General features: G+C 71.5%; 15 protein-coding genes. 14 read left to right on the top strand and 1 reads right to left on the bottom strand.

Going from position 1 to position 20823, the window contains the following annotated elements; all coding sequences use genetic code 11:
- Positions 1 to 194: 194 nt before the first annotated feature.
- The 13 genes from OHA86_RS05025 to OHA86_RS05085 all read left to right on the top strand — a co-directional run bounded on the left by OHA86_RS05025 (position 195) and on the right by OHA86_RS05085 (position 15073).
- The gene (locus OHA86_RS05025) at positions 195 to 1580 is read left to right on the top strand and encodes an MFS transporter (RefSeq protein WP_329172840.1); all 1386 of its coding nucleotides are present in this window, start codon (positions 195 to 197) and stop codon (positions 1578 to 1580) included.
- Between the two features lie 58 nt (positions 1581 to 1638).
- The gene (leuS, locus tag OHA86_RS05030) at positions 1639 to 4557 is read left to right on the top strand and encodes a leucine--tRNA ligase (RefSeq protein WP_329172841.1); all 2919 of its coding nucleotides are present in this window, start codon (positions 1639 to 1641) and stop codon (positions 4555 to 4557) included.
- Positions 4558 to 4743: 186 nt separating this feature from the next.
- Positions 4744 to 5763, top strand: a complete 1020-nt coding sequence (locus OHA86_RS05035; protein ID WP_329172842.1) for an amino acid--tRNA ligase-related protein — start codon at positions 4744 to 4746, stop codon at positions 5761 to 5763.
- Positions 5764 to 5893: 130 nt separating this feature from the next.
- The gene (locus tag OHA86_RS05040) at positions 5894 to 6730 is read left to right on the top strand and encodes a class I SAM-dependent methyltransferase (RefSeq protein WP_329172844.1); all 837 of its coding nucleotides are present in this window, start codon (positions 5894 to 5896) and stop codon (positions 6728 to 6730) included.
- Entirely contained in the window at positions 6730 to 7515 is a 786-nt protein-coding gene (locus OHA86_RS05045) for a class I SAM-dependent DNA methyltransferase (protein WP_329172847.1), read from the top strand. Before OHA86_RS05040 ends, OHA86_RS05045 begins: the two co-directional genes overlap by 1 nt.
- The gene (locus OHA86_RS05050; protein WP_329172849.1) at positions 7512 to 8546 is read left to right on the top strand and encodes a S66 peptidase family protein; all 1035 of its coding nucleotides are present in this window, start codon (positions 7512 to 7514) and stop codon (positions 8544 to 8546) included. The genes OHA86_RS05045 and OHA86_RS05050 overlap by 4 nt, the downstream gene beginning before the upstream one ends.
- Positions 8547 to 8579: 33 nt before the next feature.
- The gene (locus tag OHA86_RS05055; RefSeq protein WP_329172851.1) at positions 8580 to 9335 is read left to right on the top strand and encodes an SDR family NAD(P)-dependent oxidoreductase; all 756 of its coding nucleotides are present in this window, start codon (positions 8580 to 8582) and stop codon (positions 9333 to 9335) included.
- 73 nt (positions 9336 to 9408) lie between these two features.
- On the top strand, positions 9409 to 10452 hold the full coding sequence (locus OHA86_RS05060) for a phytanoyl-CoA dioxygenase family protein (protein WP_329172853.1): 1044 nt from the start codon (positions 9409 to 9411) through the stop codon (positions 10450 to 10452).
- Positions 10453 to 10528: 76 nt separating this feature from the next.
- Positions 10529 to 11449: a hypothetical protein gene (locus OHA86_RS05065; RefSeq protein ID WP_329172854.1), complete on the top strand. Its 921-nt coding sequence runs from the start codon at positions 10529 to 10531 to the stop codon at positions 11447 to 11449.
- Positions 11446 to 12000, top strand: coding sequence for a hypothetical protein (locus OHA86_RS05070; protein ID WP_329172855.1), 555 nt, complete (start codon positions 11446 to 11448; stop codon positions 11998 to 12000). Before OHA86_RS05065 ends, OHA86_RS05070 begins: the two co-directional genes overlap by 4 nt.
- 37 nt (positions 12001 to 12037) lie before the next feature.
- A complete protein-coding gene (locus OHA86_RS05075; protein ID WP_329172856.1) occupies positions 12038 to 13147 on the top strand; it encodes a hypothetical protein in 1110 nt (369 codons plus the stop codon).
- A gap of 41 nt (positions 13148 to 13188) precedes the next feature.
- Positions 13189 to 14703, top strand: coding sequence for a Gfo/Idh/MocA family oxidoreductase (locus OHA86_RS05080; protein ID WP_329172857.1), 1515 nt, complete (start codon positions 13189 to 13191; stop codon positions 14701 to 14703).
- A gap of 220 nt (positions 14704 to 14923) precedes the next feature.
- Positions 14924 to 15073, top strand: a complete 150-nt coding sequence (locus OHA86_RS05085; protein ID WP_329172858.1) for a hypothetical protein — start codon at positions 14924 to 14926, stop codon at positions 15071 to 15073.
- Between the two features lie 19 nt (positions 15074 to 15092).
- Here OHA86_RS05085 and OHA86_RS05090 read toward each other — a convergent pair whose 3' ends face one another.
- Positions 15093 to 16865, bottom strand: a complete 1773-nt coding sequence (locus OHA86_RS05090; RefSeq protein ID WP_329172860.1) for a sialidase family protein — start codon at positions 16863 to 16865, stop codon at positions 15093 to 15095.
- Positions 16866 to 17951: 1086 nt separating this feature from the next.
- Between OHA86_RS05090 and OHA86_RS05095 the strand changes: the two genes are divergently transcribed.
- Positions 17952 to 20798, top strand: coding sequence for a glycosyl hydrolase family 95 catalytic domain-containing protein (locus tag OHA86_RS05095; protein ID WP_329172861.1), 2847 nt, complete (start codon positions 17952 to 17954; stop codon positions 20796 to 20798).
- Positions 20799 to 20823 lie beyond the last annotated feature (25 nt).

Genomic DNA, 20823 nt, shown 5'->3' on the forward strand with positions numbered 1-20823 from the left:
CATCGGCGCACACCACCCCCTCTTGTCACGATGCGGCCTGCGGGTGATCCTGGGGCGGCTCGATCGAGCCACCGGCAGAAATCGGGCATGCTGGACCAAGTCAGACACGTGACGGACCCACGGGTCCGCCGTCGCCCACGGGATCGTGAACGCGACGCAAGGCGACACGCCATGAACGGGAAGGGGGGTACCGATTGAGCGCGCAGGCCGACGTGGACACCGGAACCGGACCCAGCCGTCCCAGGGAGACAGCGGGCACCTTCGGCTCGTTGCGGATTCGCAATTACCGCCTTTTCGCCACTGCCGCGGCGATCTCCAACACGGGCACCTGGATGGCGCGAATTGCCCAGGACTGGTTGGTGTTCAGCCTCACCGGCTCGTCCTTCGCGGTAGGCGTCACCACGGCCTTGCAGTTTTTGCCGATGCTGCTCTTCGGCCTGTACGGCGGGGTGATCGCCGACCGGTATCCCAAACGGCGGATTCTGCTCTGCACCCAGGCCGCGTTAGGACTTCTCGGGCTGGCCCTCGCCGTGCTCGCGCTCAGCGGCGCCGTGCGGGTGTGGCAGGTCTACACCGTCGCCTTCATGGTCGGTGCGGTGATCGTCGTGGACAATCCCACCCGGCAGACCTTCGTGGTGGAGATGGTGGGGCCCGCCGGAGTCCGCAACGCCGTCTCGCTGAACTCCGCCAGTTTCCAGGTCTCCCGGCTGGTCGGTCCGGCGGTCGCCGGGATCGTGATCACGACGTTGAGCATCGGTTGGGCGTTCCTGATCAACGGCCTGTCCTTTCTGGCCCCGTTCGCCGGCCTCCTCCTGATGAGGACGTCGGAACTGCATGCGGTCGAACCCGTGCCCCGCGGCCGCGGACAGCTGCGTGAGGGGCTGCGCTACGTGGCGGGGAAGCCGGAACTCATCCGGCCGATCGTGCTGGTCGGCTTTGTCGGCACTTTCAGCCTCAACTTCCCGATCTGGCTCTCCGCGTTCGCCAACAAGGTGTTCCACGGGGGCGCCGGCACCTACGGCCTGCTCAACAGCCTGATGGCGGTCGGTGCCGTGATCGGCGCGCTGCTGGCCGCCCGCCACGGCCGTACCCAGCTGCGGCTTCTGCTGATCGGCGCGCTGCTCTTCGGGATGATCGAAGTGGTGGCCGCGCTGGCCCCGGTGTTCTGGTTCTTCGCCGTCCTCATGGTGCCGGTCGGGGCTTTCGGGCTGGCGTTCAACACCACCGCCAACACGATCGTCCAGCTCGCCAGCGACTCCGGCATGCGCGGCCGGGTCATGAGCCTGTACATGCTCGTCTTCCTCGGCGGCGTTCCGATCGGCGGCCCCCTCACGGGCTGGGTCACCGACGCCTGCGGCCCCCGGATCGGGTTTCTGACCGGCGGGCTGATCGCCGCGGGCGCGTCCCTGGGAGTGGGCGGCACCGCGATACGGATGGGCCGCCTGCGGCTGCGGTGGAATCTGCGCCCGGGCCGCGGCCGGACGCTGCTGTCCGTTGAGCTCCGTGACAAGGGGAGCGGCGCCGGCCGGAGCTGTACGGCCGCGCCGGGAAACTCGGCAGGATCCGCCCGGGCGACGTGAAGCGATCGCCGCGCGGTGTGTGCGTTCCAGCCCCCTCACCTGACGAAGGAGTTCGACGATGAGCCCAACGCCCGCCTTCGGGACGGCGCGCGCGGAGCACGGCGAACAGCCGCCCCACCGCTACTCGCCCGAGCTGGCCGCCGACATCGAGGAGCGCTGGCAGAGCTTCTGGGAGGCGGACGGTACTTTCGCCGCGGCCAATCCTTTTGGTGATCTGGATTCGGATCCGGAGTTGGCGGCGCGGCCGAAGAGGTTTGTGATGGACATGTTTCCGTATCCGTCGGGTGCGGGGTTGCATGTGGGTCATCCGCTGGGTTATATCGCGACGGATGTGTATGCGCGTCATCAGCGGATGACGGGGCACAATGTGCTGCATACGCTGGGTTTCGATGCGTTCGGTCTGCCGGCGGAGCAGTATGCGGTGCAGACGGGTACGCATCCGCGGTTGTCGACCGAGGCGAATATCGTCACGATGACGGCGCAGTTGCGGCGGTTGGGTCTGGGGCATGACCGGCGTCGTTCGTTCTCGACGATCGATCCTGCGTATTACCGGTGGACGCAGTGGATTTTTCTGCAGATCTACAATTCGTGGTACGACGAGGCTGCTGGTCGGGCGCGTCCGATCGGGGAGCTGGTGGCGCAGTTCGCGGATGGTTCGCGGGTGACGCCGGACGGGCGGGCGTGGTCGGAGCTGGGTGGTGCGGAGCGGGCTGAGGTGCTGGGCGGGTACCGGTTGGCGTATTCGGCGCAGTCGCCGGTGAACTGGTGTCCGGGGCTGGGGACGGTGCTGGCCAATGAGGAGGTCACTGCGGAGGGGCGTTCGGAGCGGGGTAATTTCCCGGTGTTCAAAGCGAATCTGCGGCAGTGGATGATGCGGATCACGGCGTATGCGGACCGGTTGCTGTCGGATCTGGATGTTCTGGACTGGCCCGAGGCGATCAAGTTGCAGCAGCGGAACTGGATCGGCCGCAGTGAGGGTGCCCGCGTTGATTTCCCTGTGCGGGGTGCGGGTGGTGAGCATGCGGTGACGGTGTTCACGACGCGTCAGGACACGTTGTTCGGGGCGACGTACTTGGTGCTGGCGCCGGAGCATGAGCTGGTGGATGTGGTGGTGCCGGCGGTGTGGCCGCGGGGTACCAGTGCGGTGTGGACGGGTGGGCATGCCACGCCGGTGGAGGCGGTGGCGGCGTACCGGAAGCAGGCGGCGGCGAAGTCGGATGTGGAGCGGCAGGCCGATGCGCGGGAGAAGACCGGTGTGTTCACCGGTGTGTTCGCGGTGAATCCGGTCAGTGGCGAGGATGTTCCGGTGTTCGTGGCGGACTATGTGCTGATGGGTTACGGCACGGGGGCGATCATGGCGGTGCCCGCGCACGACAGCCGGGATTTTGCTTTCGCGCGTGCTTTCGGGCTGCCGATGCGGTGTGTCGTGGAGCCGACCGACGGCCGCGGCACCGACCCGGCCGCCTGGGAGGGTGCGTTCTCCTCGTCGGAGTCGACGATCGTGAATTCGGCGGGTGAGGGGATTTCGCTGGACGGGCTGGGGGTGGCCGAGGCGAAGGCCGCGGTCACCGGGTGGCTGGCCGGGCGGGGGGTGGGGCGGGGCACGGTGAACTACCGGCTGCGGGACTGGCTGTTCAGCCGGCAGCGGTACTGGGGTGAGCCGTTCCCGATCGTCTACGACGAGGACGGTGTGCCGCACGCGCTGCCCGACGAGATGCTGCCGGTCGAGCTGCCCGAGGTCGACGACTACAGTCCGCGCACGTTCGATCCGGACGACGCCGACACCAGTCCGGAGACCCCGCTGTCGCGCAACGCGGACTGGGTCACCGTCGATCTGGACCTGGGCGAGGGGGTGCGCACCTACCGGCGTGAGACCAACACGATGCCGAACTGGGCCGGGTCGTGCTGGTACGAGCTGCGCTACCTCGACCCCCACAACACCCGCGAACCGGTCGACCCGGGGATCGAGTCGTACTGGATGGGCCCGCGCGAGGGCCTGCCGGCGGGCGGGGTGGACCTGTACGTCGGGGGCGCCGAGCACGCGGTGCTGCATCTGCTGTACGCCCGGTTCTGGCACAAGGTCCTGCACGACCTGGGCCACGTCTCCTCCGTCGAGCCGTTCCACAAGCTGTTCAACCAGGGCATGATCCAGGCCTACGTCTACCGCGACGCACGCCGTATCGCGGTGCCCGCCGCCGAGGTCGAGGAACGCGACGGCACGTACTGGTACGCCGGCGAGCAGGTCACCCGCCTGCTGGGCAAAATGGGCAAGTCCCTGAAGAACGCCGTCACCCCCGACGAGATCTGCGCCGAATACGGCGCCGACACCCTGCGCCTGTACGAGATGGCCATGGGCCCCCTGGACGTCTCCCGCCCCTGGGACACCCGCGCCGTCATCGGCCAGTACCGCCTCCTGCAACGCATCTGGCGCAACATCGTCGACGAGGCCACCGGCCAGACCACCGTCACCGACACCGAACCCGACGAGACCACCCTGCGCGCCCTGCACAAAGCCATCCACGGCGTCACCGCAGACATGGCCGAACTGCGCTTCAACACCGCCATCGCCAAGATCACCGAACTCAACAACCACCTGACCAAATCCACCGGCCCCGTGCCACGCACCATCGCCGAACAACTCGTCCTGCTCATCGCACCACTGGCACCACACATCGCCGAGGAGCTGTGGAGCAGGCTCGGCCACACCGGCTCCCTGGCACATGAGCCCTTCCCGGCCGCCGATCCCATCTGGGCCCAGGACGAGGCGGTCCTGTGCGTCGTGCAGATCAAGGGCAAGGTCAAAGCCCGGCTGGAGGTCCCGCCGACCGTCACCGACGCCGACCTGGAGGCCCTGGCACTGGCCGACCCCGCCGTGGTCGCGGCCCTGGCCGGCGCCAGTGTCCGCAAGGTGATCGTGCGGGCGCCGAAACTGGTCAACATCGTCGTCCAGCCTGTCGCGCCGGTGATTCCGCAATAGCCGGGCAGCGCTCGCACCGGAAATTCAAAAAATCTGCTCGATGGACTCTTACGAACAAGCCGCACACCCGCTAGAGTTCGTTCCGTACGAACGAAGAATTATATTTTCGGCATTGCCGAAAATGTGCGTCCGCCCACCGTTCAAAACAAGGGATTGCACTGCTGAGAAAAGGATGGTGAGGGCTTCTTGAGCGCGCTCGGCGAGATTTCACATGGGGGCTGGCGACCAGCTCCGAACCGCTTCTTAGAGATAGTCGGCCAGTCGTTCTACCGGACTCTGGTCGACCTTCAGGATACGGTGACTGTGGCCACCACCGGATTCTGGCGAAGCCGTGGCGTCAAGGCACTGCACCTGCCGATAACCACCGACAGCGTGTCGAGCCCCATGGGCCTGGGGAGCGATTCCTCCCCGGTCGGCATCGACCTGTTCGGCCAGCGCACCTACCTCGCCGACTCCATGCAGTTCATGCTGGAGTACGGCTGCCGCTTCAACGAGGAGGGCGCCTGGTACCTGATGCCGAGCTTCCGCGGCGAGGACGCGGACGCCACCCACCTCAACCAGTTCTTCCACAGCGAGGCGGAGATCCGCGGCGACCTCGCCGACGTGATGGCCAGCGTCGAGTCGTACATGCGCGTGCTGGCCGACGCGGCGCTGAAAGAGTGCGGCAAGGCGCTCAGTGCCAGGTCAGCGGGCATCGAGCACATCGAGGACATGGCCGAGCGTACCGACTTTCCCCGGATGACCATGGACGAGGCGGTCGAGCACCTCGCGGGCGACCCGCTCGCCGTCCACGACTCCGGCCAGTGGCGCTCCCTGACCCGGCACGGTGAGCGGCGCCTGCTGGCCGAGGTGAGCCCGGTGCTCTGGGTGACGCACTTCGACCACCTGTCGGTCCCCTTCTACCAGGCGTACGCGCCCTCCGGCCGGCGCAGCGCGCTCAACGCCGACCTGCTCTTCGGTATCGGTGAGGTGGTCGGCGCCGGCGAGCGCCATGTCACCGGTGACGAATGCCGGAGCGCGCTGGCCCACCATTCGGTGGACGAGGACTCGTACCGCTGGTACGTCGCCATGAAGGACGCCACTCCCATGCAGACCTCCGGTTTCGGTATGGGGATCGAACGCTGGCTCATGTGGGTGCTGAGCCATTCGGATATTCGCGACCTCCAGTTGGCGCCGCGACTGAATGGTGTCGCCATCGCCCCTTAGGGGGCGTCGCCCCCACGCCCCCTTCCCTTCCCGTCCATACGGGCAGGTGTCCCTGTCAAGCTGTGGGCAGTGCTGCTCCGCGCTGTCCGGCGGCATTCCCGGAAAGAAAGGTAAACCGCCTGTGTCCCTCATGACGGATGAACAGTACGAGGAATTCTTCGAGCCTTACGCGGGCAATGTGGAAGGCTTCTACGAGGCGGACTACTGGAAGCTCAGCGACGCCCTCGTGCAGGAGCTCTTCCGGCGCCACCTCCAGGTGCGGCCGGGCCAGCACATCCTCGACGCGGGCGGCGGGACCGGCCGGTGGGGGCTGTGGTGCGCGGAGGCGCTGGGCGTGGAGGTGACCGTGGCCGACAAGTCCTCCCGCATGCTGGAGACGGCGGCCTCCAACGTCGCGGCGGCCGGGGCCGGCGACAAGGTGCACCTCGTCGAGTGCGACCTGGAAGACGCTCCGCAGTTGCCCGACGCCGCGTACGACGGCGTCATCAGCACCTACGGCGTCCTCAGCTTCCTCGACAACCCCGCCGCGGCCTTCGAGACGCTGCACCGCGTCATGAAGCCCAGCGCGCACGGCCTGCTGATGAGCCACTCGCTGTCCAACGCCGTTCACTCCAAGATCAACCGGGACGGCGCCGACCCGGCCGAGCTGCGCGAGCTGATGGACACCGGGATCGTCAAGTGGGCTCCGCACGTCCCGCCGCTGCGCGTCTACTCCTCGCAGAACCTGCGTGATCTCGGCGAGAACGCCGGCCTCCAGGTGGAGCGGGTCTTCGGCGTCACCACGCTGGCCCAGCCCGGCCCCGAGGACTTCGGCTACCCCTACCAGACGATCAGCGCGGTCTCCAAGCGGCTCCAGGAGGAGGAGTATTTCCAGACCCTCCTCGACCTGGAGCTGAAGGCGTCCGAGCACCCGGAGTGGGCCGACCGGGGCGTCAACTTGATGGTGCACGTGCGCAAGGCCGGCTGATGGGGACCCGGACGCGGACAGACGGGCCGCTGAAGCCGTACGAGGCGCTGTCCGCGGTGTACGACGCCTGGACGGCGAACAACGACTACGACGCGTGGGCCGACTTCATCGACGCCCGGCTGCGCCGGCACGCCCCCGGCGCCGCGGACCTGCTGGACGTGTGCTGCGGTACGGGTCTGCTGACCGCCCGGCTGCAGAAGCGCGGCTACCGGGTCGCCGGGGTGGACAGCTCCGAGGGGATGCTGGACAAGGCCCGCGGCAATGTCGCCGACGGGACCCGGCTGGTCCGGGCGGACCTGCCGGCGGCGGCACTGCCCGGCGGGTTCGACGCCGCGGTGTGCACCTTCGACAGCGTCAACTACATGGCGGGCGAGGACGGCCTCGTGCAGCTGCTGGAGTCGGTGGCGGCGGCGCTCTCCCCCACGGGCGTCTTCCTCTTCGACGTCAACACGCGCGGGAAGCTGGAGAACATCTTCGGCGACAGCCACTACGGCGACGACTGCGGTGACTTCGCCTACGTGTGGCGCAACCGGCACCACCCGGAGCAGCAGTCGGTGGACTTCCTCATCACCCTCTTCCTGCGGGAGGGCGGCGCCTTCACGCGCTACGAGGAGCACCACCGCCAGCGGTGGTTCTCCCACGAGGAGATCAGGGCCGCCGCCGACCGGGCCGGCTTCCGGGTGCTGGAGGTCCTGGACGACTACACCCCGGCGCCCGCGACGCAGGACAGCTTCCGGGAGACCTGGGTGCTGGCCAAGCCCGCGGCCGGGACAGCCTCGCCGTGACCGACCACATGACGGCACCGGCCGCCGGGGCGGCGGCGATCCGGCCCCGGCGGCTCGCCCGAGGCGACGTCATCGGGGTGTGCACGCCGTCCGGGCCGGGGGCGGTCTTCGCCCCCGGCCGGTTCGCCCGCGGCCTCCAGGCGCTCCGCGACCGCGGCTTCCGGGTGGAAGTGGGCGCGCAGTCCGGCGCCTCCGGCCACTCGGCAGGTCCCGCGGAGGCCCGGGCGGCCGAGCTGAACGGGTTCCTGCGGGACGGACGGGTGCGCGCGGTGGTCTGCACGATCGGCGGCTACACCGCCAACGGGCTGCTGCCGTACCTCGACTACGAGGCGTTCGCCGCGGATCCCAAGCCGGTGGTGGGGTACAGCGACCTCACCGCGCTGCTGCTCGGACTGCATGCCAGGACGGGCGTGGTCACCTTCCACGGCCCCACCCTCATGCCGGAGCTGGCCGAATTCCCCGACGTGCAGAAGTACAGCGACACCTCGCTCTTCGGCGCGCTGACCGCCGCGGTGCCGGCCGGCGTCCTGCGTCCTCCTGAGCACTGGACGCAGGAGTTCCTGCTGTGGGACAAGGACGACGACCGGCCGCGCGACACGGTGCCGCACCAGGGCTGGGAGTGGCTGGCCGGCGGGGCGGGCGGGGGCCCGCTGCTCGGCGGCAACCTGGAGACCCTGTGCGCGCTGCTGGGCACTCCCTATGTGCCGTCCTTCGACGGCGCGGTGCTGTTCTGGGAGACCTGCGAGAGCAATCCGGCCCTGCTGGAGCGGGCGCTGACCCAGCTGGACGCCGCCGGGGTGACGGCGCGGCCGGCCGGCATGGTGGTCGGCCGGTCCTTCCGCGCCCCGGACGGCTTCGAGGAGCAGCTGCGCGCCACGGTCGCCGCACGCTACGGGGGCCGCGGCTTCCCGGTGCTCGCCGGTGTCGACCTGGGCCACACCGACCCGATGCTGACGCTGCCCGTCGGTGTCCCGGCGCGGCTCGACGCGGCGGCGGGCACCTTCGAACTCACCGCCGCCGGCGTGCGCTGAGCCGGCAGCCCCCCTCACCCGACGGAGTAGACGATGCCCCCACTGGCCCAGGAGGACCCCCAGGCCCCGCCGGAGCGGCGGCGGACGGCCCTGGTCGTCGGCGGCAGCCAGGGGATCGGCCGGGCCGCCGCCGCGCAACTGGCGAAGGAGGGCTGGACGGTGTGGACCGCCGCGCGACGGCCCGACCCGCTGCCGGCCGGCACCGCAGCGCTGTGCGTCGACGTACGCGACGGGGACTCGGTGCGGGAGTTGCGCGGCCGGGTGGGGGCAGGGACCGACGGGCTCGACCTCCTGGTGGTGACCGCGGGCGGAGCGGCGGTACTGGGAAGGATGGCCGACATCACGCCCGACGACGTCGCGGAGATGCTCGCCCAGCACGTCGTCGGTGCCTACCGCGTGGTGCGGGCGTTCCACGACCTGCTGGCGGCCCGCCGCGGTCAGGTCGTGCTGATGCTGTCCCGGATGGGCCGGGCGCCGCGTATGCACGGCCACGCGTACGGCACGGCCAAGGCCGCGCTGGAGCACCTGGCCGGGTGCCTGGCCCTGGATCTGGCCGCGGCCGGGGTACGCGTCAACTGCGTCAGCCCCGGCGCGGTGGACACCGCCATGTTCCGCACCGCGCTGCCGGACCGCGACCCGCGGACCGCGCTGCCCGCCGACGACGTCGGCCGGCTGATCGTCCGGCTCACCGACCCGGAGTTCGGATCGCTCAACGGCGCGGTCCTCGACCTGCCCGGCGATCCCGCGTCGCGCTCCGGGCCGGCCGGCCCGCCACCGTACGGCGGCTGACCCCGCCCGCCGCCGCGGCACCACCGCACGACCCATCCGATGCACCGCGCCCACCCAGGAGGTAGCAGGCGTCATGGCAGGACCTTCCGCTTCCGCGGTCGAACGCTTCACCGACTCCACGGATCTGCTGCCGGACCCCGAAGCGCTGCGGGCCCGGCTCGACGAGGACGGCTACCTCTTCCTGCGCGGCCAGGTGGACGTCCGGCAACTGGCCGCCGTCCGGGCGGACTTCCTGGCCGCCATGGACGAGGCCGGCTGGCTGGCCGGGGACCGGGAGGAACGCCGGGCGGTCGCCGAGAAGTTCTGCGTCGAGCCGATGGCCGACTACCGCCGGGTCTACCACCGCGCCTGGCGCTCGGAGGCCTTCCACCGGCTCCCCCATTCCCTGCTGGACACGGTGGTCACCCCGGTCCTGGGTGAGGAGGCGCTGCTGCACCCGCGGCAGATCGGCCGCATCGTCTTCCCCTCCGACCACTCGCCCGACGGCGGGGACTACACCACTCCGCTGCACCAGGACTACGTCTCCGTACAGGGCACGCCGCGGACCTGCACCGCCTGGGTGCCGCTGCACGACGTGTCGTGGGAACAGGGTCCGCTGGCCGTCGTGCGCGGCTCGCACCGCGACGGGGTGCGCGAGAGCACGCTCGCCTACGGCACCGGCGGGATGGAGATCACCGACGTGCGGGAGGAGGACCTGCGCTCCCAGCCGTTCGAGGCCGGCGACATGCTCGTCTTCCACAGCATGACCGTGCACCGCGGCATGCCCAACCGCACCGACCGCTTCCGGCTGTCGATGGACTTCCGCTTCCAGCCGCGCAGCGAACCCATCAACGAGCTGAGCCTGGAGCTGAACTCCGGCGACCTGAACTGGGAGTCGCTGTACGCCGGGTGGGAACGGCGGGAGCTGGCCTACTTCTGGCGGCGCGGCCCGCTGACCACGGTCCCGTTCGACACCTCCTACGAGGACGCCCGCAACGAGAAGGCGATCGAGTTCGCCCGCCGCGGCGACCGGCGCGCGGTCTCGGCTCTGCAGCGGATGGCGGTGCACGACCGGTCGGCCGAGCGCCGGGAACTGGCCCGGCGGCTGCTGGCACAGTTGGAGGCCCCCGAAGGGTGAGGGCCGGCCGGCCCGCGACGGCCGCCGGTGGTACCGCCGGCCGTGACGACCCTCCCGACACACCGAGGAGCGGCATATGCGCGCAACGTTGATCGACGACCTGCCGGACGAGAAGCTGGCCACCGCCGTGGCGGACCTGGTGCGGCCCGGCGGCCGGTGGCGGAAAGTGGACCGCGGCTACACCCAGGCGCAGCAGTGGATCGTCCGGTGGCCCGACGGGCGGTCGGTGTTCGTCAAGTCCGGCACCGACGCGCTGACCTGGGGCTGGCTGGAGGCCGAGATCGGCGTGTACGCGGCGGTGGACGCCCCGTGGATGCCGCGCCTCGTGGCGTCCGCCGGCGACGGCCAGGGCTGCGGGCCGGTACTGGTGCTGGAGGACCTGCACGAGGCGCAGTGGCCCGACCCGTGGGAGGACACCATGGTCGCCGCCGTCGTGGCGACCCTGGAGGAGGTGCACGCCCGCACCGCGCCGGCCGGGCTGCCGCCGCTGTCCGACCGCCGCGACGTGCTGCACGGCTGGCCGCTGGTGGCCCGCGACCCCCGGCCGTTCCTGTCCACCGGGCTGGCCGGCGCGCGGTGGCTGGAGCGGGCGCTGCCGGTCCTGGAGGCGGCCTCCGCCCGGGCCGACCTGTCCGGCGACGCCCTGCTGCACCTGGACCTGCGCAGCGACAACATCTGCCGCCACCGCGGCCAGGTGAAGCTGGTGGACTGGACGTGGGCGTGCCGCGGCAACCCCGTCTTCGACACCTGTGCCTGGCTGCCCAGCCTGCACGCGGAGGGCGGCCCCCGACCGGAGCGGATCGCCCCGGGGCAGCCGGAGTTCGCGGCGATGCTGGCCGGCTACTTCTGCTCGCAGGCGGGACTGCCGCCGCAGCAGCCCGGCTCGCAGCGCCGCGCCGTCCAGCGCGCCCAGGCGGCGGCGGCGCTGCCGTGGGCGGCCCGCGAACTGGGCCTGCCCGACCCCGGGGACGCCCCGCGGGAAGGAGTCCCGCGGTGACCGCGGACCAGTCCCGCGCCGCCGGCGACGGCGCGGGACAGCACCGGCAGCACGCCCAGTTGCGGCGGCTGCCGGCCGCCGGACCGCGCCGCTTCGCCGCGGCGGTCGAGCAGTTGGCAGCCGCCGGCTGGGAGCGGATGAGCCCGGTCTTCGCCATACCGGCCGGCGACGCGACCCGCGCCTACCGGGGGCTGCGGGTCCCCGAGCAGCCGCGGTTCGCCACCCGGCGGACCCTCGCCTCCCGGCAGAGCACGCGGGAGTTCACGCTGCGCACCGCCACGCTCGACTTCGACCTGGTGACCGGGGCACGGCTCCAGCACGGCGGCCTCGACCAGCTGCTCTACTCCATCGGCGACGCGCTCGTGGGGGACGCCGTCGTCCCCGACGTGCTGCTGGCCGACGGATGGGCCCGCGCCCGCACCTTCCACCCCGAGGCGATCCTGGAGACGCTGCATGCCTTCTTCGGCCATGTCGAATCCTCCCTCCAGCAGGCCGGCGACAACCTCACGCACTTCCGCGCCCTGGCGCGGGGCCCGCTCACTGATCACTGACCCGGGCAAGGGACTGGCCGGCTACCGGGGACGGCTGGTGGCGGCCGGCTACCTGAGCCCGTACCCGCTGGCCCGCGGCGTCTCCAATCTCACCGGCGCCGGGCTGACGCTCGCCGACAACATCATGGGCTTCTTCCTTGACGCCTCGGCCGGGCACTGGGAGGTCGACTCCGTCGCCCATCCGCCGGTCTTCACCGATCCCCTGCCGCACCACTTCGCGGCGGCCATGTCCGAGGGGTTCGACTTCTACAGCGCCGACGACAGCAGCGGCCTGTGGTTCGACTGCAACCTCGCGCACCTGGACTGGCTGCGCGCCCAGCCCCTGCCGGGGCAGGACGCGGTACGCGCGGTCGCCTCGCACAACGGGATCTACCGGCCGGTGCAGGACGTCCGCAACCTGGTGCGGGACGAGTTCATCCACCCTTTCACCGGCATGCACCTGCTCATGCGCGAGGAGCGCGTGGCGCGCACCTGGACCGAGATCACCGAGGTGCTGGCGGCGCTCGCCGACGCGGTCGGCATCCCCTTGCTGCTGGCCGACCGCACTCCGCCCGAGCACTACGCGCGGCGCTGCGTGGCGGCGCTGCTGCCCGCCCCGGGCGGGCAGCTGGAGCCGTGGATGCTCGCCTACGAACTCGGTGACGCCTTCCACGACTACGTGGACCTGCCGGGGTCGCGGATCCTGGAGATCGGGATCTCCGGCCGCATCATCGCCTTCGCCGCCGCCCTGGGCGCGGGGCGCGCCGCGGCCTTCGGGTCCGCGGTGGTGCCCTGCCAGGCCCTGATCGCCGACGCTGCCACCACCGAGGACGGGACCGCGCGGGACGCGGGGCTCCGTACCGCGCCGGCCGGCCGATCGTCCACCCTCACCGGGCTGGCGCCGGTGGTGGTGCACCGGGGGCAGAGCCGCTACAGCGCTCTGCTGGAGGACTACGCGCGCGTGCACGACGCCGACGCGCCCCTGTCCGAGCTGCTGCGCCGCGAGGACGCGGCCCTGCGCGCGGCCGGCGCCGCGGCCCTGTCCGCCCGGGTCACCGAGCGCTACGACCTGGTCGCCGACACCGGCGACCGGACACGGGACGACGGCAAGATCCTCGCCGCCCCCGACGACGCCTGGCCCGGCACCCTGCTGCGCCGCCGCGGCTGACGCACAAGCCCGATCCCCCACGAGGACAAGCAGAGGGCGACATGAAGAATCTGCTGGTGATTGGCGTTGGCCCGCACGCTCGCAGATCCCACCTGCCCGCCCTGGCCGCCGGACAGGCGGCCGGCCTCGTCGGCACGGTCCGCGGCGTGGACATCCTGGGCGCCGCGGACGCCGCGGTCCCCTACGACGCCGACGACGGACCCCGATCCGTACCGGTCACCCTGGTCGAGCCGTTCGGCTCGGAGGAGCGGACGCTGCCGGACGCCGTCCGGCGCACCCTGGACGAACTCGTGGACCACCAGGGCATCGACGCGGTGGTGGTGTCCACCGAACCCGCTTTCCACCTGGCCTACACCGGCTGGGCGCTGGAGCGCGGCCTGAGCGTACTGCTGGACAAGCCGCTGGGCGTACGCACCGACGCGTCCACCGACCCCGCGCAGGCAGCGGGCATCCTCACCGACGCGGACGACCTCCTGGCCCGGTACGAGGCCGCCCGGCTGCGCCACCCCGAGATCATGGTGAGCGTGCAGTCGCAGCGCCGCTACCACCCGGCCTTCTGGCGGCTGCGGCAGCTCATCGCGGAGGTCGCCGAGGCGACCGACTGCCCGGTGACCTCCGTGCAGTCCTTCCACAGCGACGGGCAGTGGCGGCTCCCGGACGAACTGCTCGACCTGGACTACCACGGCTACGACCGCGGCTACGGCAAGTGCGCCCACAGCGGCTACCACTTCTTCGACATCATCCCGTGGCTGCTGGCCGCCGGTGAGCGCGGCGGCAAGGTCCCCGACGCGGTGCAGGTGCACGCCCAGGTGACCCGGCCCGCCGACTTCCTCGCGCAGCTCGGCGTCGAGGACCACGAGCGGCTCTTCGACGGCTTCGCCGCCCGCAACCTGTACAGCACGCAGGACCTGGACACCGCGGCCCACGGCTTCGGCGAGGTGGACGCGTTCATCTCGCTGGCCTTCCGGAGCGCCGGCCGCACCCTGACGCTCGGCAGCCTCAACCTCGTGCACAACGGCTTCTCCCAGCGGGGGAACCTCACCCCGGCAGCCGGGCTCTACAAGGGCAACGGACGTGTGCGGCAGGAGACGCACATCATCCAGCAGGGCCCCTTCCAGGCACTGCACTTCCACTCCTTGCAGACCCTGGACGAGGGCGTCCGCACCGGCGACCGCCATGCGCCGGGCGGCGACCGCCACGTCGAGGTGCACGTCTTCCGCAACAACCGCTTGCGGCCCGCGTGGAAGGCGTACACCCGCCTCGGCCACGAGGCGCTGACCACCATGTCGGAGGGCCAGGTGGCGGTCCCGACACAGCAGTCCTCCCGGCGCCGCGCCATGGGGGAGTTCCTGGAGTACGTCAACGGGCGGCGCACCCGCGAGCAGATGCGCTCCGACCTGACCACCCACCGCACGGCCGCCGCCTTGATGGCGGGCGCCTACCAGTCGATGGCCGCCCGGTGGACCGGCGCCTCCCCCGAGGCCACGCTGAGCCTGGAGCCGACACTCCCGGACGCCCCCGCCCCCGCCCCCGGCACGGTGGTGGGCACGCTGTAGGCCCTCCCCCGGCCCAGAACGGGGTCCGAACCACCGAGTCCCCCGCCCGCCGCGCGGACCTCTCCCGGGTGGTCGCTCCGGGACCTCGGCGCGGGCCGCCCCGGCCCCGCCCGGCGGCTCGGCGTGTGATCTCCGCCCGGGTCGGCGTACGGTCTACCTCAGACCGACCCGCCCGCGGGCGGGAGCACGTCGGAAAATCATCACCTCGCATGGGGGACTCATGGCCCAGACAGACCTGTTCTCGGATCCGGTGCGGCCCGAGCCGGTGCAGTACGAGACGCCCGAGCCGTCCGCGGATCCCTTCCGCGTCCCCGACCGGCCCGCCGGGGGCGCCGCCGCCGCGCCGTCCTCGGAGGGCGCCCCGGCGTAGCCCCCGGCGGCCGGGGAGGTCAGGCGTTCTCGACCCAGCCGAGGGTGAAGTCGGCGAAGACGATGCCGCCGGTGTCGCCGATCTCGTAGAGGTCGCCCACGGTGCCGTTGTTCAGCACGGCAGTGGTGGAGTAGCCGCTCGCGCCGGCCTTGAGGAGCGCCTCGTGCGGCCAGCTCGCGCCGTCGTCGCGGCTGACCCGCACGGTGAGGTCGGTGCGGGAGGTGCTGGCGGCGTTGCTCAGGACGGCGGTCGAGGTCAGCAGCGGGCGGCCGGACGTGTCGACGTCGGTGGGCCTGAGGTAGGACACCTCGTCCGCGTTGCAGCCCGGGTCGAGCAGGCCGGAGTTCCAGCTCGCGCCGTACGGCGAGGCGACGTTCGCGGCGCCGGTGTCGCTGGCGGTGGCGTACCAGCGGTTGCCGCCGGAGTTGGAGCGCATGTTCTGCACGACCTTGCCGGTGCCGCGCTGGACGGCCTTGTTCTCGTTGACGCCGGTCCCGGCGGAGGTGCCGGCGTGCCAGGTGGCGCCGTGGTCGTCGGAGTAGAGGTTGGCGGCATGGTCGCCGGCGGAGTCGTGGTAGACCAGCGGCTGGACCAGGCGGCCGGAGGACAGCTGGACGCCGTGTCCTGAGGAGGCGAACATGCCCGCCCAGCTTGCGTTGCGCACCTGCGGGTTGAGGTCCACCGGGGCGCTCCAGGTCGCTCCGTCGTCGGTGGAGGTGATGTAGCGGATGTGGGTGTTGGTGGTGGCGGTCGCGGAGGTGTCGCCCGCGGTGGAGCCGTAGTAGCCGACGCCGACCTTGGGGGCGTAGGTGAAGAAGCAGAAGACGGTGCCGGTGGTGCGGTCCACCAGCAGGCTGGGGTCCCCGTAGCCCTCGCTGGTGGTGGGGGCGTGCGCGATGATCGCCGGGGCGGTGAAGGTGGCGCCGCTGTCGGTGCTGCGGGTCATGGCGATCTGGATGTTGTTGGTGCCGCCGCCGAGGTCGGCGCTGCCGTCGACGCGGGCGTCCGCGACGGCGATGACGGTTCCGGAGCCGGTGACGGCCAGCGCGGGGATGCGTACGGACTTCGCGGTGCCGTTGTAGAGGCCGTTGGCGCCGTTCAGGCCGGTGATGACGGTGCTGGTGCCGAGCACCGTCCGGGAGTTCATGCCGGGGGTGCCGGCGGCGGTGCCGCAGGTGGCGGTGCCCGACTCGGTACGGCTCCAGGTGCCGGCGCCGGTGTTCAGGGTGTAGGGGGTGCCGTTGGGGACGGTCCAGTACAGGCTGCTGTCCCCGGACATGGCCGGCACGGTGACCGTCCACGGGGAGCCGGACCTGCCGGGCCAGGCGACGGTGAAGGTCTGCGCGGTGGCGCTGCGGTTGTCCAGGGTCATCCGCAGCCGGTGCGAGGCGGGCAGGGACCCGTCCGCGTTGCGCGGGCAGTCCATGCCGACCAGGGCGTGCAGCGCGCCGGCGCAGTTCAGGGTGCCGCTGACCGTCTGGTCGTAGCCCTGGGGTGTGGTGGTGCGGAAGGTGTAGGCGGTGCCGGACGGCTGGGTGAAGAAGAAGTGGCCGCTGTCGTGCGCGGCCACGTTCGCGGTCCAGGTGCCCTTGCCCGGCCAGTTCAGGGTGAACGTGGTCGCCTGCGCGGCGGTGTTGACGACGGTCTCCTGGATCCGCCCGCCGGAGGCGCAGTCCTGGGAGACGACGGCCGACTGGCCGGTGGCGGCGAGGGCCGCGGCGCCGGGAAGCAGTACGGCCCCGGCGCCCAGGGCCACGGCCAGGACCACGGATCGGATGGCAAGACGTTTCACAGCGCACTCCTCGTACGGTTGTTGACCTCGCGAAAGGGGCCGGGGAGCCGGCCGATCGGCGTACACGGCAGGCGGGTTGCCACGACCGCCGGCGCCCCGCGCCGTCCTGGCGGTCGTCGGACTCGCCGACAGGGTTGGGCTCTCAGGGCCGCCGGTGGGTATGGGGTGTGCACCGGAGAGATGGACACCAGACATCAGACATCTGACATGCCGGTGACCTTAGAGACCCCTCGCCGAGGCCGTCAAGAGTCCGGGCGCACAGCGCCGCACTCGGCAAGGCCGATCCGCTTCAACCACCACAACCGACCGGATATCACCATGAGGCGATGATCTTCGCACTGGACCCTCGCCGCCCGTAGTGGTCCGGCCCGCGCGCTGCCCGGGGATACATAGGATCTCTGAGCGCTCTCACCGGGTGCCGCAGCGGGAGGGTGCGGCCATCCACGGATGGAGCGACGAATGCTCTCCAACGGATGCCACGCAGCGCACCGAGGTCGTAGCCTCCGCAATCCGGGCATAAGCCTGCGCACTATTGCTCAGTCAGCCGATATTTCGCACAGCCGTTGACACGGGCCGCGCCTTGCGCTGCACTGTCGGCGATCCGAACTATTGTCATGTCCCGTATTGGAGATCGGAAGTTCCTGTCCCATGCGACGATCACCTCGCGCTGTTCGTTTCTGTTCGACTTCCGTGGCTGTGATCGTCGGGCTGACGCCGGCGGACACCGCGCCCGGGGCCGGCGCCTCGGCGACGCCAGCCGGTCCTGACGGCCGTCCCCCGGCGGTGACGCCGCCGACGGGTTCACCAACCGCGCCCGGGCCCGCGGTTCGGCATCCACGAGGGCATCAGCGCCGGCACCTGCGGCGGCCACCCGGGCAGTTGGGGCCACCGGGCCGGGCGACGTCCGTACGCGCAGCCGGCTGATCGGCGCCGGACCCCGGCCCAACGGCACCCGCGCCCTCACCACCGGAGGCAGCCGGCAGATCGCCCGAGCCCCGTCCGGGGCGCTCAGCGAAACCGCGCCGAACCGGCAGTACCCACGGGGCCGCCGGCCCCACCCGCAGCCCCGCCGAGAGAGGAACCGCCATGTCCCCGCGTCCCGACCCCGAACCGCCCGCATACCCGATGCCCTCCCCGGGGATGACCCGGCGCGAAGTCCTGCGCTCCGCCTCCGTCCTGGGGGCGGTACTCGCGCTCTCCTCGCTTCCCGAGTTCACCGCCTCCGCGGCGCCGGGGACCGCGGTCACCCCGGCCGCCCTGGTCCCCGACGCCGACGCGGTCACCCTCTGGTACAGCAGTCCCGCCACCGAGTCCGTGATCATGGAGCAGGGCCTGCCGATCGGCAACGGGCGGCTCGGCGCGATGGTCACCAGCCACCCCTCGCAGGACGCGATCCACCTGACGGACGCCACCCTGTGGACCGGCGGAAGCAATCCCACGCTCGGCTCCGACGGCCAGTTCCCCTACGACACCACCGCGTTCGGCACCTTCGGGCAATTGGCCACGGCGTACCTGAACATCCCCGCGCACACCACCGCGGCGATCTCCGGCTACCGGCGCACCCTCGACCTCAGCAACGGCCTGGTCGTCACCGGCTACTCGCTCGGCGGTGTCACCTACCGGCGCGAGGTCTGCGCCAGCGCGCCGGACGACGTGGTCGTCGTCCGGCTCAGCCAGAGCGGCGGCGGCTCGTACACCGGATCGCTGTCGCTGTCCGGCACCCGCGGCGAGTCCGTCTCCGCGGACCCGGGCACCGCGAGCGTCTCCTTCAGCGCCGCGCTCGCCAACGCGCTGCGGTACGCGGCCGTCGTGAGGGTCGCCGGCACCGGCGGCAGCGTGTCGGCGTCCGGCAGCAAGGTGACGTTCACCGGCTGCCAGGAGGTGCTGCTGGTCATCAGCGGCGGCACCAACTACACCGCCGACGCCTCGGCCGGCTTCAAGAACGCCACCGCCGACCCGCTCACGATCGCCCGCACGAAGGCCGGCACGGCGGCGGCCGTGGCCGGCGCCGCCCTGCTGGCCACCCATGCGGCCGACTACCAGCGGCTCCAGCAGACCATGACCGTCGACCTCGGCGTGTCCACCGCGGCCCAGCGCGCCATGGACACCGCCGCCCGGCTCACCGCCCGCGCCGCCGCGGGTGCCGCACCCGACCCCGAACTGGAGGCGTCCTACCTTCAGTTCGGCCGCTACCTGATGATCTGCGGCTCCCGGAGCAGCCTCCCGCTGAATCTCCAGGGGTTGTGGGTGGACCGCAACGACCCCTCGTGGATGGGCGATTACCACACCGACATCAACGTCCAGATGAACTACTGGCTGCCGGACAGGACCGGTCTCGCGGGGTGCTTCGACGCCTTCACCGACTACTGCCTCAGCCAGTACCCCGTCTGGCAGGACACCACCGCCAAGCTGTTCGACGACACCCGCAACGGCTTCCGCAACACCTCGGGCAAGGTGGCCGGGTGGACCGTCGCCATCTCCACCAACCCCTTCGGCGGCAACGGCTGGTGGTGGCACCCGGCGGGCAGCGCCTGGCTGTCCAACGCGCTCTACGACCACTACGCGTACACGCAGGACACCGCCCACCTGACGAAGATCTACCCGCTGCTTAAGGGCGCCTGCCAGTTCTGGGAGGCCCGGCTCGTCACCGTCGCGGTCACCGGCGCCGACGGCACCACCCGGCAGGTCCTGGTCGACGACCACGACTGGTCGCCCGAGCAGGGTCCCACCGACGCCCGGGGCATCACCTACGCCCAGGAACTCGTCTGGCAGCTCTTCCAGAACTACCGGGCCGCGGCGGCGGCGCTCGGCAAGGACAGCGGCTACGCGGCCACCGTCGCCGGCCTGCAGAGCCGGCTCCACCTGCCCCAGGTCAGCGCCACGACGGGCTGGCTGGAGGAGTGGATGACCGACGCCAACCTCGGCGACACGACGCACCGGCACCTGTCGCCGCTGATCGGTCTCTTCCCCGGCGACCGGATCAGCCTCCAGGACTCCCCCGCGGACCTGGTCGCCGGGGCCACCGCCCTGCTGACGGCCCGGGGCATGGTCAGCTTCGGCTGGGCCAGCGCCTGGCGGGCGGCCTGCTGGGCCCGGCTGAAGAACGCCGACAAGGCGTACCAGCTGGTCCAGGCGGTGATGAAGCCGTCGGTGAACCACAGCAACGGCACCGGCATCAACATGTTCGACATGTACCAGCTGGGCTCCACCAGCTCGGTCTTCCAGATCGACGCCAACTTCGGGACGCCCTCGGCGATGGTCGAGATGCTGGTGCAGTCCCGGCCGGGACGTATCGAGCTGCTCCCGGCGCTGCCGTCCGCCTGGGCGGCGTCGGGGGCCGTGACCGGCATCGGCGCGCGCGGGGGATTCAGCGTCGATCTGGCCTGGAGCGCGGGCCAGGTCACCAGCGCGACGGTACGCGGCAAGGCCGGCGCGACCACCACCGTCGTCGCCGGGGTCTGGAGCCGGCAGGTCACCCTGCCCGCCGCCGGTGCGGTGACGGTCGCGCCCACCGCCGTCGGCCAGGTCGTCAACCGGCTCAGCGGGAAGGCCGCCGACATCTCCGGCGGGTCCACCGCGGCGGGCGCGGCGCTGATCCAGTACACCCCGGGCGGCGGCGCCAACCAGCGCTTCCGGTTCGTCCCGACCGGCGGCGGCATCTTCCGGATCGCGTGCACGCATGACGCGCTGGCATGGGACGTCTCCGGCGGCACCACCGCCGACGGCGCCAAGGTCGTCCAGTGGACCCCCTCGGACGCCGCCAACCAGCAGTGGCGGCTCACCGAAACCGGCGACGGCTACCTGACGATCGCCTGTGTCCGCAGCGGCAAGGTCCTCGGCATCACCGGCGCGGCGACCACCGACCTCGCCACGGTGGAGCAGCAGACCGCCAACGGCACCGCCGGCCAGCAGTGGAGATTCGTCCCCGCCTGAGCCGCGGCCGGCAGCGTCCTGAGCC

Origin of the sequence: Streptomyces sp. NBC_01477, assembly GCF_036227245.1 — a bacterium.
In the GTDB taxonomy this organism is placed as follows: Bacteria; Actinomycetota; Actinomycetes; order Streptomycetales; family Streptomycetaceae; genus Actinacidiphila.

What these genes read in the sequence shown, in the direction of transcription:
- leuS (WP_329172841.1), top strand. Translation starts at nt 1,639, where the DNA reads ATGAGCCCAACGCCCGCCTTCGGGACGGCGCGCGCGGAGCACGGCGAA.
- OHA86_RS05060 (WP_329172853.1), top strand. Translation starts at nt 9,409, where the DNA reads ATGGCAGGACCTTCCGCTTCCGCGGTCGAACGCTTCACCGACTCCACG.
- OHA86_RS05040 (WP_329172844.1), top strand. Translation starts at nt 5,894, where the DNA reads ATGACGGATGAACAGTACGAGGAATTCTTCGAGCCTTACGCGGGCAAT.
- OHA86_RS05085 (WP_329172858.1), top strand. Translation starts at nt 14,924, where the DNA reads ATGGCCCAGACAGACCTGTTCTCGGATCCGGTGCGGCCCGAGCCGGTG.
- OHA86_RS05065 (WP_329172854.1), top strand. Translation starts at nt 10,529, where the DNA reads ATGCGCGCAACGTTGATCGACGACCTGCCGGACGAGAAGCTGGCCACC.
- OHA86_RS05080 (WP_329172857.1), top strand. Translation starts at nt 13,189, where the DNA reads ATGAAGAATCTGCTGGTGATTGGCGTTGGCCCGCACGCTCGCAGATCC.
- OHA86_RS05055 (WP_329172851.1), top strand. Translation starts at nt 8,580, where the DNA reads ATGCCCCCACTGGCCCAGGAGGACCCCCAGGCCCCGCCGGAGCGGCGG.
- OHA86_RS05095 (WP_329172861.1), top strand. Translation starts at nt 17,952, where the DNA reads ATGTCCCCGCGTCCCGACCCCGAACCGCCCGCATACCCGATGCCCTCC.
- OHA86_RS05045 (WP_329172847.1), top strand. Translation starts at nt 6,730, where the DNA reads ATGGGGACCCGGACGCGGACAGACGGGCCGCTGAAGCCGTACGAGGCG.